This window comes from Pseudomonas sp. H1_A03, from assembly GCF_054685145.1.
Map to the genome: position 1 here is coordinate 2,658,401 of NZ_CP162829.1, position 12,796 is coordinate 2,671,196.

The window sequence follows — 12,796 nt, forward strand, 5'->3', positions numbered from 1 at the left end:
CCATAAGTCCATTAGCGGCGACGCTGAATAAAATCGCGAATCCGCTCCGCCGCTTCCACACACTCCGCCAAGGGGGCAACCAACGCCATGCGCACACGCCCGGCGCCGGGGTTGAAGCCGTCGACTTCCCGCGACAGGTACGAACCTGGCACCACAGTGACATGTTCCTCTACGAACAGATCCCGGCAGAAAGCGGCGTCATCACCTTCGACATTCGGCCACAGGTAGAAACCGCCGTCGGGGTTTTGCACGTCCAGTACTGGCTTGAGGATCGCCAGCACCGCATCGAATTTCTCGCGGTACAGATCACGGTTGGCCTGCACGTGGGCTTCGTCCTGCCAGGCAGCAATGCTCGCCAGTTGGGTTTGCACCGGCATCGCGCAACCGTGGTAGGTGCGGTACAGCAGGAAAGCCTTGAGGATGTCGGCGTCGCCGGCCACAAAACCGGAGCGCAGGCCCGGCAGGTTGGAGCGCTTGGACAGGCTGTGGAACACCACGCAACGCTTGAAGTCCTGGCGACCCAGCTCGACGCAGGCACTCAACAGGCCCGGCGGCGGGGTGTGCTCGTCGAAGTAGAGTTCGCTGTAGCATTCGTCGGCAGCGATCACGAAGTCGTATTCGTCGGCCAGGGCGATGAGTTTTTTCAGGGTGTCGACCGGTATCAGCGCGCCGGTCGGGTTGCCGGGGGAGCACAGGAACAGGATCTGGCAGCGTTTCCAGACGTCCGGCGTCACGGCGTCGAAATCCGGGTTGAAGCCATTGGCGTCCAGGCACGGCAGGTAGTGCGGCTTGGCGCCGGCCAGGAACGCGGCGCCTTCGTAGATCTGGTAGAACGGGTTCGGGCTCACCACCAGCGCGTCGTCGCCGCGATTGACCACGGTTTGGGTGAAGGCGAACAGCGCTTCACGCGTGCCGTTGACCGGCAAGATGTTGCGCGCCGGGTCGAGCCAGCCCTCGGGCACATCGAAGCGGCGCTCGCACCAGGCGCCGATGGCCTCGCGCAGCGCGGGGATGCCCAGGGTGGTCGGGTACACGGCCATCTGGTCAAGGTTATTGCTCAGCGCTTCGGCCACGAAGGTCGGGGATTTGTGCTTCGGCTCGCCGATGGACAGCGCTATCGGGCGCTTATCCGGGGTCGGCGTAACACTGCCCAGCAGGGCGCGCAGTTTCTCGAACGGGTAGGGCTGCAGCTGGTTCAGGGCGTTGTTCATGTAAGCCTCTATCACGGTGAACACGGACTTTGTGGGAGCTGGCTTGCCTGCGATGGGGACGCCGCGGTACACCAGAGACTCCGCAGCGATGCCATCGCAGGCAAGCCAGCTCCCACAGGGATCGTGTTTACAAAGTTAAAAATTCAAATAGTCAGGCGCGTCAGCTCGACGTTTGGTTCCTGGGTCACGCTTAATTGCTGCTCGATGGCTTCCTGCAAGCGGCGGCACAGCTCCGGGTCGGACAGCGGCTGGTTGTCGGCGTCGGTGATGAAGAACACGTCTTCCACGCGCTCGCCGAGGGTTGCAATCTTGGCATTCTGCAACGACAGGTCGAACTCCAGGAAAATCCCACCGATCCGCGCCAGCAGGCCCGGGCGATCCGGGGCGCTGAGTTCCAGCACCGTCACCGGGCGCTGGGCGTCGTTGGAGATGGTCACCTGGGGCGCAAACGCAAAATGCTTGAGCTGGCGCGGCACCCGGCGCTGGATGATGGTCGGGTAGTCGTCAGGGTTGCGCAGGGCCTCGGTAAGGCCTTCGCGGATCTTTTTCACGCGTGCTGGGTTGTCACCAATGGAGTCGCCATCGGTGTCGAGCACGATATAAGTGTCAAGGGTGAACTGACTGCTGGAGGTAATCACGCGGGCGTCATGGATGTTCAGGTTGAGCTGGTCCATGGCGGCCACCGTCACGGCGAAGAAGTCATGCTGGTCCGGCGCATAAATGAAGATCTGCGTACCGCCCTCGAATTCGCGCTGGGTGGTTTCCTTGATCAGCACCAGCGGGCCGCCATCGGCCGGCTGCTGCAGGATCGCGTCAGTGTGCCAGGCCACGTCGCCAGCGGTGTGGCGCAGGAAATAATCGTCACCCAGTTGCGACCACAGCTGCTCGACGTCGTCCGGGTCGTTGCCGCCGCGCACCAATATGTCCAGCGCCGCGCTTTGGGTGCGGCGGATCTGCTCTTCGCGGTCCACCGGGTTTTCCAGGCCGCGGCGCAGGGCGCGCTTGGTCTCGGTGTACAGCTGGCGCAGCAGGCTGGCGCGCCAGGAGTTCCACAGCGTCGGGTTGGTGGCGTTGATGTCGGAGACGGTCAAGACGTACAGGTAGTCGAGGTGGGTTTCATCGCCGACGGTCTGTGCGAAGTCGTGGATCACCTGCGGGTCGGACAGGTCCTTGCGTTGGGCGGTGGTCGACATCACCAAATGGTTCTGCACCAGCCACACGATCAGGCGGCTGTCCCACAGCGGCAACTGGTGGCGCTGGCAGAACGCCTCGGCATCCACCGCACCAATCTCGGAATGGTCGCCATGCCGGCCCTTGCCAATGTCATGGTACAAGCCGGCCAGGTAGATCAGCTCGGGCTTGGGCAACTTGGCCATCAGCTTACTGGCCAGCGGGAATTTCTCTGATACCTGGGTGTACTGCAATTTACGCAGGTGCTTGATTAGGTTCAGGGTGTGCGCATCCACGGTATAAATGTGGAACAGGTCGTGCTGCATTTGCCCGACGATAAAGCCGAACTCAGGCAGATAGCGCCCAAGGATGCCGTAACGGTTCATCCGGCGCAGGTTGCGGTGGATGCCGATCTTGCACTTGAACAGCTCGATAAACAGGCTGGTATTGCGGATATCGTTACGGAAATCGTCGTCGATCAGGTGACGGTTTTCCCGCAGCAGGCGAATGGTGTCGGCGCGCACGCCTTTTATCTCCGGCTGCTGGGCCATCAGCACGAAGATTTCCAGCATGGCGAACGGCGTGCGGCGGAACACATTGTCGTTGCGCGCTTCGATATAGCCGTCGTGCAGTTGGAAACGCGAGTTGATCGGTTGCGGCGGCGCTTCGTCTTCAGGGGCCAGGATCACCTCTTCGAAGTGCTGGATGATCAGGTCGCTGAGCTGGGCAATGCTCATGACCACCCGGTAATACTGCTGCATGAAGCTTTCGATGCTGGTCTTTGCGTCCTCGCCTTCAAACCCCAGCAAGGTGGCGATGGAGCGCTGATGATCGAACAGCAGGCGGTCTTCGGAGCGCCCCGCGAGCATGTGCAGGGCGTAGCGCACCTTCCACAGGAACTCCTGGGAGGAGGCCAGCAGGGCGTTTTCGCTCTCCACCAGGAAACCTTCGCCGGCCAGTGCCCGCAGGTTCAAGGTGCCGTATTGGCGGCGGGCAACCCACAAAATCGTCTGGATATCCCGCAGCCCGCCCGGTGAGCCTTTGACGTTGGGTTCCAGGTTGTATTCGGTGTCGTTGTACTTGTGATGCCGGGCCTTTTGCTCGGCGCGCTTGGCCAGGAAGAAGTCCTTGCTCGGCCACATGTGCGCGGTGCTGGTGACTTCGAGCATGCGCTGGCGCAGGCGCTCGGGGCCGGCAATGGTGCGGCTTTCCATCAGGTTGGTGATCACCGTGAGGTCGGCGCGGGCCTCTTCGGCGCATTCGTCGACCGAGCGCACGCTCTGGCCGACTTCCAAGCCTATGTCCCACAACAGCGTCAGAAAACGCTCGATGGAATCGCGAAAGATCTCATGGTCGGCGCTGTCCAGCAGGATCAGCAGGTCAATGTCGGAGTAGGGGTGCAACTCGCCACGTCCGTAGCCGCCGACCGCCACCAGGGCGATGTCGGCGTCTTCGCTCCAGTTGAACTGTTCCCATGCCTTTTGCAGGATGTTATCGACAAACCAGGCGCGGTCCTCGATCAACCGACGGATGTCCCGGCCGCTGCGAAAGCGCACATCGAGCACCTCGCGGGCCTGGCGGATAGCTTTCTTGAACGCGGCGATGGGGCTCGCCTTCAGGGCCAGTTCGGCCTGGAACTGGCCACGGTCGAAGAGTTCGGGATCCACCTGGGGCATCGATCGGCTTTCCTTTCTATCTATCAGTCAGTCACAACACAGTGGGGGAAAACCTGAGCAACCGTTACGCCGACGCAGCACCGGAAGTGCGCGGGATTGTGTCGTCGGCGCGCAGGGTGAAGATCTCGTAGCCGGTTTCGGTGACCAGCAGGGTGTGTTCCCACTGGGCCGAGAGCTTGCGGTCCTTGGTGATGGCGGTCCAGCCGTCGCCCAGCACTTTGGTATCGGCCTTGCCTTGGTTGATCATCGGCTCGATGGTGAAGGTCATGCCTGCCTTGAGTTCCATGCCAGTGCCGGCGCGGCCGTAGTGCAGGATCTGTGGCTCTTCGTGGAACACGGTGCCGATACCGTGGCCGCAGAATTCGCGCACCACCGAGAAGCCGTTCTTTTCAGCGTGCTTCTGGATCACTTCGCCGATGTCGCCCAGGCGGCAACCGGGTTTGACGATTTCGATGGCCTTGTACATGCATTCCTGGGTCACCTGGGACAGGCGCTCGGCCCAGACCGGCACAGTGCCGACGTGGAACATGCGGCTGGTGTCGCCGAAGTAGCGGTCCTTGATCACGGTAACGTCGATGTTCAGGGTGTCGCCGTCCTTCAACGGTTTGTCACCCGGAATCCCGTGGCAGACCACGTGGTTGACCGAGGTGCAGATCGACTTGGGGAAGCCCTTGTAGTTCAACGGCGCAGGGATAGCGCCCTGCACGTTGACGATATAGTCATGGCAGATCTGGTTCAGGGTCTCGGTGGTCACGCCGGGCTTGACGTGCTCGGCGATCATTTCCAGCACGTCGGCAGCCAGTTTGCCGGCGATGCGCATGCCGGCGATGTCTTCGGCGGTTTTCAAACTAACGGTCATACAGGCTCTCTCTAGCGCGACGCGCTGAAATCAATACGGTTTACGGGCGTGCGACAAAAGGTTACAGAATTCGCACAAGCCACAAAAAACGCGATTCTAACAGACGATGGCGTCAAATCATGAGCCTCTGATGATCGCTTCTCTATATAAGGTAGGGCTATGTGAGCTCTATTCAAGGGGTTGCACGAAAGCGCCCGGCGGCAAATGTGATTGCGTGTTCCGTTTTTGCCGATGCTGTGGTATAAAATGCGCCGCTTTCCGGGGATACCCCGCAGAGCTTAAATCCACACACGTGTCGACACGATGACCTGGGTGCCGGAGGCCTTGAAGCCGCTGGTTGGTCATTGGGATACGTGGAGGCCAAACCCGACTTATTAAGGAACTATCATGTCCCAAGTCAACATGCGCGATATGCTGAAGGCCGGTGTGCACTTCGGTCACCAGACCCGTTACTGGAACCCGAAAATGGGTAAATACATTTTCGGCGCGCGTAACAAGATCCACATTATCAACCTTGAAAAAACCCTGCCAATGTTCAACGAAGCTTTGACTTTCGTAGAGCGCCTGGCCCAGGGAAAAAACAAGATTCTGTTCGTCGGCACCAAGCGTTCCGCTGGCAAGATCGTTGCTGAAGAAGCAGCACGTTGCGGTTCGCCGTACGTCGATCACCGCTGGTTGGGCGGCATGCTCACCAACTTCAAAACCATCCGTGCTTCCATCAAGCGTCTGCGTGACCTTGAAGTGCAAGCCGAAGACGGTACTTTCGCCAAGCTGACCAAGAAAGAGGCGCTGATGCGCACTCGCGACCTGGAAAAGCTCGATCGTTCCCTGGGTGGTATCAAGGACATGGGCGGTCTGCCTGACGCACTGTTCGTTATCGACGTTGATCACGAGCGCATCGCGATCACCGAAGCCAACAAGCTGGGCATCCCTGTTATCGGCGTAGTCGATACCAACAGCAGCCCGGAAGGCGTTGACTACATCATCCCAGGCAACGATGACGCAATCCGCGCTATCCAGCTGTACATGGGTTCGATGGCTGACGCTGTAATCCGTGGTCGCAACCACGTTGCTGGTGGTGCCGAGCAGTTCGTTGAAGAAGCTCCGGTAGCCGCAGCTGAGTAATTGACGCCCTGGCGTTGACTCAGTAAGCAAAAAGGGGGCTTGGCCCCCTTTTTGCCACCTCGAAAACCATTTGTCGGCAGCGCAGCTACAACATCTGTAACGTGCAGCGGCTAACAAGGGTGGTTCGGGAAGAATTGATCCCCCGTTCGATCGGGTGGAGTGGTTGAAAACCTATCCAAGAGGAATTTGAAAATGGCAGCAATTACTGCAGCGTTGGTTAAAGAACTGCGTGAGCGTACCGGCGAAGGCATGATGGATTGCAAGAAAGCCCTGGAAAAGGCTGACGGCGACATCGAAAAAGCCATTGATGACATGCGTGCTTCCGGCGCCATCAAGGCTGCCAAGAAAGCAGGCAACGTGGCTGCTGAAGGCGCTATCGCTCTGAAAGAAGACGGCAAATCTGCTGTTCTGCTGGAAGTGAACTCGCAGACCGACTTCCTGGCCCTGCAGGACGACTTCAAGGCATTTGTTGCCGCCAGCGTTGATAAAGCGTTCGCCGACAAACTGACTGACGTCGCTCCGCTGATCGCTGCTCAGGAAGCTGATCGCCTGGTACTGGTCGGCAAGGTTGGCGAAAACGTCAACATCCGTCGCCTGACCCGCGTTGAAGGTGATGTGGTTGGTGGTTACCTGCACGGTAACAAAATCGGCGTTGCTGTTGTCCTCAAAGGCGGCGACGTTGAGCTGGCCAAAGACATCGCTATGCACGTAGCGGCCAGCAACCCTGAGTTCCTGCTGCCTTCGGAAGTTTCTGCCGAAGCCATCGAGCGTGAAAAGGCTGTTTTCCTGCAGCTGAACGAAGAAAAAATCAAAGGCAAGCCAGAAAACATTGTTGAGAACATGGTCAAAGGCCGTATCAGCAAGTTCCTGGCTGAAGCGAGCCTGGTTGAGCAGGCGTTCGTCAAGAACCCTGAAATCAAGGTTGGCGAGCTGGCTAAGAAAGCCGGTGCTGAAATCGTTTCCTTCACCTACTTCAAAGTAGGCGAAGGCATCGAGAAGCCGGTCGACAACTTCGCTGAAGAAGTTGCTGCCCAGCTGGCTGCCGCCAAGCAATAAGACAGTTTTCAACTGTCGCCCGAAAGAGGCTGCCCGCTCACGCGCGCAGCCTCTTTTCAAATGGGAAGGCCGATTTTGATTGGCATCCCTTCGGAACTGGCTTACAAAGCCGTGTTCCGATGGCGCTGTAGCAGCGTCCAGCTAGAGTGAACGCAAGCCGTAAACGGCTCGCCAAGAATTTTTAAAAATACGCCGCAGGAGAGATTCGCAATGGCTCAGCAGGGCAGTGGTTATCAGGCTCGCTATAAACGCATTCTACTCAAGCTTAGCGGCGAGGCCCTCATGGGCTCGGAAGAGTTCGGGATCGATCCCAAAGTGCTCGACCGCATGGCGCTGGAAGTCGGCCAACTGGTCGGTATCGGCGTTCAGGTCGGCCTGGTGATCGGCGGCGGTAACCTGTTCCGCGGCGCGGCACTGAGTGCGGCCGGCATGGATCGGGTCACGGGCGACCACATGGGCATGCTGGCCACTGTGATGAACGCCTTGGCTATGCGCGACGCCCTGGAGCGCGCCAATATCTCGGCTATCGTGATGTCGGCTATTTCCATGGTCGGCGTGACCGATCACTATGACCGCCGCAAAGCCATGCGCCACCTGAACGCCAAGGAAGTGGTGATCTTCGCCGCTGGCACAGGTAACCCGTTCTTCACCACCGACTCGGCAGCGTGCCTGCGCGCCATCGAAATCGATGCTGACGTGGTGCTCAAGGCGACCAAGGTAGACGGCGTTTACACCGCAGATCCATTCAAAGACCCGCATGCCGAGAAGTTCGATCATCTGACCTACGATGAAGTGCTGGATCGCAAACTGGGCGTGATGGACCTGACGGCTATTTGCCTGTGCCGCGACCACAAGATGCCACTACGCGTATTTAACATGAACAAACCCGGTGCCCTGCTGAATATCGTACACGGCGGCGCAGAAGGGACTCTGATCGAGGAAGGCCAACAATGATCAACGAAATCAAGAAAGACGCTCAAGAGCGTATGCAGAAATCCCTGGACTCCCTGAACCATGCATTTGGTCAGATTCGTACAGGCAAGGCTCACCCAAGCATTCTGGGCAGCGTGATGGTGCCGTATTACGGCGCAGATACCTCCATCACCCAAGTGGCCAACATCACTGTAAAAGACTCGCGCACCCTGCAAGTCGTCGCCTTTGAGCGCAACATGCTCGGCGCCGTCGACAAGGCCATCCAGAGCGCCGGTCTGAACCTCAACCCGACCAACCTGGGCGAGTTGCTGCTGATCTCCATGCCAGCCCTGACTGAAGAAACCCGCAAGGGCTTCACCAAGCAGGCGCGCAGCGCAGCTGAAGATGCGCGGGTTGCCGTGCGCAACATTCGTCGTGATGCCTTGGGTGATCTGAAGAAGCTGGTCAAGGACAAGGAAATCAGCGAAGACGAAGAGCGCCGTGCCGTTGCCGATATCGACAAGCTGACCAAAGATGCCGAGGCCCAGATCACTAAGGCCACGGAAGAAAAAGAAAAGGACCTGATGGCCGTATAAGGGGTCAGGACGCCTTCATGGAAAAGACCAAGCAGACTGTACCCTCCGTGGTGCCGCGCCATGTCGCGATCATCATGGATGGGAATAATCGCTGGGCGAAGAAACGCTTTATGCCGGGTGTCGCCGGGCATAAAGCGGGTGTCGATGCGGTACGGGCTGTAATTGAGGTGTGTGCCGAGGCCAAGGTCGAAGTGTTGACCTTGTTCGCCTTCTCCAGTGAGAACTGGCAGCGGCCCGCCGAAGAAGTCAGTGCCTTGATGGATCTGTTCTTCAAGGCCTTGCGTCGTGAGGCCAAGCGCCTCAACGACAACAATATCAGCCTGCGTATCATCGGTGATCGCTCGCGCTTCCACCCGGAGCTGCAAGCCGCCATGCGCGAAGCCGAGGCTATTACCGCCGGCGCCGACCGTTTTGTGCTGCAGATCGCAGCCAACTACGGTGGCCAGTGGGACATCGCCCAGGCTGCACAGCGGCTCGCCCGCGAAGTGCAGGCCGGTCATCTGCGTCCCGACGACATCACGCCCGAACTGTTGCAAACCTGCCTGGTTACCGGCGACCTGCCGTTGCCTGACTTGTGCATCCGTACCGGTGGTGAGCACCGCATCAGCAATTTCCTGTTGTGGCAGCTGGCCTATACCGAGCTGTACTTCTCCGACCTGTTCTGGCCGGACTTCAAACACGATGCCATGCGTAAAGCACTGGCTGATTTCGCTTCCCGTCAACGTCGCTTCGGTAAAACGAGCGAGCAGATCGAAGCTGGAGCCCGGGTTTAAATGCTTAAACAACGAATCATCACAGCACTGATCCTGTTGCCGATCGCCTTGTGTGGGTTTTTCCTGCTCGAGGGTTCCGGCTTTGCGCTGTTTATCGGCCTGGTCGTGACGCTGGGTGCCTGGGAATGGGCGCGCCTGGCGGGTTTCAGCGCGCAGTTGCCGCGTGTGGTGTATGCCGCTGTCGTGGCTGCCTTGGCGTTTCTCTTGTACATCCTGCCGGACATTGCGCCCTGGGTGTTGGGGGCGGCGGTGCTGTGGTGGGCGCTGGCGACGTTCCTTGTGTTGACTTACCCGCGTACCAGCGGCAAGTGGTCCAGCGTTGCCTGCAAGCTGGTGATTGGCGTGTTGATCCTCTTACCGGCGTGGCAAGGGCTGGTTGAAATCAAGCGTTACCCTATGGGTAACTGGCTGATCCTGGCCGTGATGGTGCTGGTCTGGGGGGCGGATATCGGTGCCTACTTCTCGGGCCGGGCCTTCGGCAAGCGCAAGTTGGCGCCGGCAGTCAGCCCTGGCAAAAGCTGGGAAGGCGTTTATGGTGGTCTCGCGTTGACGCTGGTGATCGCGCTGGTCGTCGGCGTTGTGCGTGGCTGGTCGGTGAAGGAAATTTTGCTGGCGCTGGTGGCCACGGCCATCGTGGTGTTCATTTCGGTGGTGGGCGACCTCACTGAAAGCATGTTCAAGCGCCAGGCCGGGATCAAGGACAGCAGCAACCTGCTGCCGGGCCATGGCGGCGTGCTGGACCGCATCGACAGCTTGACCGCGGCCATTCCAATCTTCGCCGTGCTGTTGTGGATGACGGCTTCGTGAGCCGCCTGCAACAAGTAACCGTGCTGGGTGCAACCGGCTCGGTAGGGCTGAGTACCCTTGACGTGATTGCGCGTCATCCTGATCGCTATCAAGTCTTCGCCCTCACCGGGTTTACCCGCTTGAGCGAGCTGCTGGCCTTGTGCGTGCGTCATTCGCCGCGCTTTGCCGTAGTGCCCGAAGCCGCTCTGGCTCGGGGGCTGCAGGATGACCTGCGGGCTGCCGGGCTTGCCACTCAGGTGTTGGTGGGGGAGGAGGGGTTGTGCCAGGTCTCGGCTGACGCTGACGTGGATACCGTAGTCGCCGCTATTGTCGGTGCAGCCGGTTTGCGTCCGACCCTGGCTGCCGTCGATGCCGGCAAGAAGATCCTGCTGGCCAATAAAGAAGCGCTGGTGATGTCCGGCGCACTGTTTATGCAGGCGGTGCGCAAAAGCGGCGCCGTATTGCTACCCCTGGACAGTGAGCACAATGCAATCTTCCAGTGCATGCCCGGTGACTATGCGCGCGGCTTGAGCCAGGTTGGCGTGCGCCGGATCCTGCTGACGGCCTCTGGTGGTCCGTTCCGGCAAACTCCGTTGGCTGAGCTGGAGCATGTCTCGCCCGATCAGGCGTGCGCTCATCCGAACTGGTCCATGGGGCGAAAGATCTCGGTGGATTCGGCGAGCATGATGAACAAGGGCCTTGAGTTGATCGAGGCGTGCTGGCTGTTCGATGCGCGCCCGGATCAGGTCGAGGTGGTGATTCACCCGCAAAGTGTGATTCATTCGCTGGTTGATTACGTGGACGGTTCGGTGTTGGCGCAGTTGGGCAATCCCGATATGCGCACCCCTATCGCCAATGCCCTGGCCTGGCCGGAGCGGATTGATTCCGGTGTGGCGCCTCTGGACCTGTTTGCCGTGGCCCGCCTGGACTTCGAAGCGCCGGACGAGCAGCGCTTTCCTTGCCTGCGCCTGGCGCGGCAAGCTGCCGAAGCGGGTAACAGCGCGCCGGCGATGCTTAATGCAGCCAACGAAGTGGCTGTGGCAGCGTTTCTCGAACGGCGCATCCGCTTTCCGCAGATCGCGAGTATCATCGAGGACGTCCTGGCGCTTGAACCTGTCGTGGCGGTGAATGATCTGGGGGCGGTATTCGAGGCTGATACCAAGGCTCGAGCCCTGGCTGGGCAATGGTTGAGCCGGAACGCGCGTTAGTCTTTGGGCGGGTTTGAGCCTCTAGGCGCTGGATTGGAATGCGGAGAAATTAGATGAGTGCGCTTTACATGATCGTCGGCACCCTGGTTGCTCTGGGTGTGCTGGTTACCTTCCACGAATTTGGCCATTTCTGGGTCGCGCGTCGTTGCGGCGTCAAGGTACTGCGCTTTTCCGTCGGTTTCGGCATGCCGCTGTTGCGCTGGCATGACCGCCAAGGCACCGAATTCGTGATTGCGGCCATCCCGCTGGGTGGCTACGTCAAGATGCTCGATGAGCGCGAAGGCGAAGTGCCTGCAGATCAATTGGACCAATCCTTCAATCGCAAGACCGTTCGTCAGCGTATCGCCATTGTTGCCGCTGGCCCGATCGCCAACTTCCTGTTGGCGATGGTGTTCTTCTGGGTCCTGGCCATGCTGGGCAGCCAGCAGGTGCGTCCGGTCATCGGAGCGGTCGAGTCGGACAGTATTGCCGCCAAGGCCGGCCTGGTTGCCGGGCAGGAAATTGTTTCCATTGATGGCGAGCCCACCACAGGTTGGGGCGCGGTCAATCTGCAGTTGGTGCGCCGCCTGGGCGAAAGCGGCATCGTCAATGTGGTGGTGCGTGAACAGGACTCGACTACCGAAACCCCGCGTGATCTGACCCTCGACCACTGGCTCAAGGGCGCTGATGAACCTGATCCGATCAAGTCCCTGGGCATACGTCCATGGCGTCCGGCCTTGCCGCCGGTCCTGGCGGAGCTCGATCCGAAAGGTCCGGCCCAGGCCGCTGGCCTGAAAACCGGCGATCGGCTGTTGGCCCTCGATGGACAGGCGCTGGGCGACTGGCAGCAGGTGGTCGACCTGGTTCGTGTACGTCCTGATACTAAAATTCTGCTGAAAGTTGAGCGCGACGGTGCTCAAATCGACGTCCCAGTGACCTTGTCGGTTCGCGGGGAAGCCAAGGCGGCCGGGGGTTACCTCGGTGCCGGGGTCAAAGGTGTCGAATGGCCGCCGTCGATGGTGCGTGAGGTCAGCTTCGGGCCGTTGGCAGCAATTGGCGAGGGTGCAAAACGCACTTGGACCATGAGCGTGCTGACCCTGGAATCCCTCAAGAAAATGTTGTTCGGCGAGCTCTCGGTAAAAAACTTGAGTGGACCGATAACCATTGCTAAAGTGGCGGGCGCTTCTGCCCAGTCGGGTGTCGCGGATTTCCTGAATTTCCTGGCTTATCTGAGTATTAGCCTGGGTGTTCTGAATTTGTTGCCCATTCCAGTATTGGATGGGGGGCATCTGTTGTTTTATCTGGTCGAGTGGGTGCGTGGTCGCCCCTTGTCGGATCGGGTGCAGGGTTGGGGGATACAGATCGGTATCAGTTTGGTGGTCGGGGTGATGTTATTAGCCTTGGTCAACGATCTGGGTCGACTGTAACGCTTCGCTGAATTGCGA

General features: G+C 59.5%; 11 protein-coding genes. 8 read left to right on the plus strand and 3 right to left on the minus strand.

Annotation, left to right across the window (positions count from 1 at the left end; translation table 11 throughout):
- Positions 1-11: 11 nt before the first annotated feature.
- From dapC to map, 3 genes are all read right to left on the minus strand, one after another.
- On the minus strand, positions 12-1,211 hold the full coding sequence (gene dapC, locus AB4O35_RS12235) for a succinyldiaminopimelate transaminase (protein ID WP_065872448.1): 1,200 nt from the start codon (positions 1,209-1,211) through the stop codon (positions 12-14).
- A 143-nt stretch (positions 1,212-1,354) separates the two neighbouring features.
- Entirely contained in the window at positions 1,355-4,057 is a 2,703-nt protein-coding gene (locus AB4O35_RS12240) for a [protein-PII] uridylyltransferase (RefSeq protein WP_065945377.1), read from the minus strand.
- 64 nt (positions 4,058-4,121) lie between these two features.
- Positions 4,122-4,916: a type I methionyl aminopeptidase gene (gene map / locus AB4O35_RS12245; protein WP_065872446.1), complete on the minus strand. Its 795-nt coding sequence runs from the start codon at positions 4,914-4,916 to the stop codon at positions 4,122-4,124.
- A 387-nt stretch (positions 4,917-5,303) separates the two neighbouring features.
- On the opposite strand from map, the gene rpsB reads away from it, so the two are divergent.
- The 8 genes from rpsB (at position 5,304) to rseP (ending at position 12,778) form a co-directional block, all read left to right on the plus strand.
- Complete coding sequence (gene rpsB / locus AB4O35_RS12250; RefSeq protein WP_049709669.1) at positions 5,304-6,041, plus strand: 30S ribosomal protein S2; 738 nt, start codon at positions 5,304-5,306, stop codon at positions 6,039-6,041.
- Positions 6,042-6,233: 192 nt separating this feature from the next.
- Positions 6,234-7,097 (plus strand): translation elongation factor Ts, encoded by an 864-nt coding sequence (tsf, locus tag AB4O35_RS12255; protein WP_065890112.1) that lies wholly within the window; start codon positions 6,234-6,236, stop codon positions 7,095-7,097.
- A gap of 210 nt (positions 7,098-7,307) precedes the next feature.
- Positions 7,308-8,051 carry a UMP kinase gene (gene pyrH / locus AB4O35_RS12260; RefSeq protein ID WP_003172271.1) on the plus strand — a complete coding sequence of 248 codons (744 nt, stop codon included), beginning with the start codon at positions 7,308-7,310 and terminating at the stop codon, positions 8,049-8,051.
- On the plus strand, positions 8,048-8,605 hold the full coding sequence (gene frr / locus AB4O35_RS12265; RefSeq protein ID WP_049709667.1) for a ribosome recycling factor: 558 nt from the start codon (positions 8,048-8,050) through the stop codon (positions 8,603-8,605). The genes pyrH and frr overlap by 4 nt, the downstream gene beginning before the upstream one ends.
- Positions 8,606-8,622: 17 nt before the next feature.
- Complete coding sequence (uppS, locus tag AB4O35_RS12270; RefSeq protein ID WP_065872444.1) at positions 8,623-9,378, plus strand: polyprenyl diphosphate synthase; 756 nt, start codon at positions 8,623-8,625, stop codon at positions 9,376-9,378.
- Complete coding sequence (locus tag AB4O35_RS12275) at positions 9,379-10,185, plus strand: phosphatidate cytidylyltransferase (protein WP_065872443.1); 807 nt, start codon at positions 9,379-9,381, stop codon at positions 10,183-10,185. It abuts the gene before it with no gap.
- Positions 10,182-11,372, plus strand: a complete 1,191-nt coding sequence (gene ispC, locus AB4O35_RS12280; protein ID WP_065872571.1) for a 1-deoxy-D-xylulose-5-phosphate reductoisomerase — start codon at positions 10,182-10,184, stop codon at positions 11,370-11,372. The genes AB4O35_RS12275 and ispC overlap by 4 nt, the downstream gene beginning before the upstream one ends.
- A 53-nt stretch (positions 11,373-11,425) precedes the next feature.
- Positions 11,426-12,778, plus strand: a complete 1,353-nt coding sequence (gene rseP / locus AB4O35_RS12285) for a sigma E protease regulator RseP (RefSeq protein ID WP_065872442.1) — start codon at positions 11,426-11,428, stop codon at positions 12,776-12,778.
- Positions 12,779-12,796: the final 18 nt, after the last annotated feature.

Excerpts from the sequence above, each read along its gene's own strand:
- dapC (WP_065872448.1), bottom strand. The coding sequence starts at position 1,211 with ATGAACAACGCCCTGAACCAGCTGCAGCCCTACCCGTTCGAGAAACTG.
- AB4O35_RS12240 (WP_065945377.1), bottom strand. The coding sequence starts at position 4,057 with ATGCCCCAGGTGGATCCCGAACTCTTCGACCGTGGCCAGTTCCAGGCC.
- map (WP_065872446.1), bottom strand. The coding sequence starts at position 4,916 with ATGACCGTTAGTTTGAAAACCGCCGAAGACATCGCCGGCATGCGCATC.
- rpsB (WP_049709669.1), top strand. The coding sequence starts at position 5,304 with ATGTCCCAAGTCAACATGCGCGATATGCTGAAGGCCGGTGTGCACTTC.
- tsf (WP_065890112.1), top strand. The coding sequence starts at position 6,234 with ATGGCAGCAATTACTGCAGCGTTGGTTAAAGAACTGCGTGAGCGTACC.
- pyrH (WP_003172271.1), top strand. The coding sequence starts at position 7,308 with ATGGCTCAGCAGGGCAGTGGTTATCAGGCTCGCTATAAACGCATTCTA.
- frr (WP_049709667.1), top strand. The coding sequence starts at position 8,048 with ATGATCAACGAAATCAAGAAAGACGCTCAAGAGCGTATGCAGAAATCC.
- uppS (WP_065872444.1), top strand. The coding sequence starts at position 8,623 with ATGGAAAAGACCAAGCAGACTGTACCCTCCGTGGTGCCGCGCCATGTC.
- AB4O35_RS12275 (WP_065872443.1), top strand. The coding sequence starts at position 9,379 with ATGCTTAAACAACGAATCATCACAGCACTGATCCTGTTGCCGATCGCC.
- rseP (WP_065872442.1), top strand. The coding sequence starts at position 11,426 with ATGAGTGCGCTTTACATGATCGTCGGCACCCTGGTTGCTCTGGGTGTG.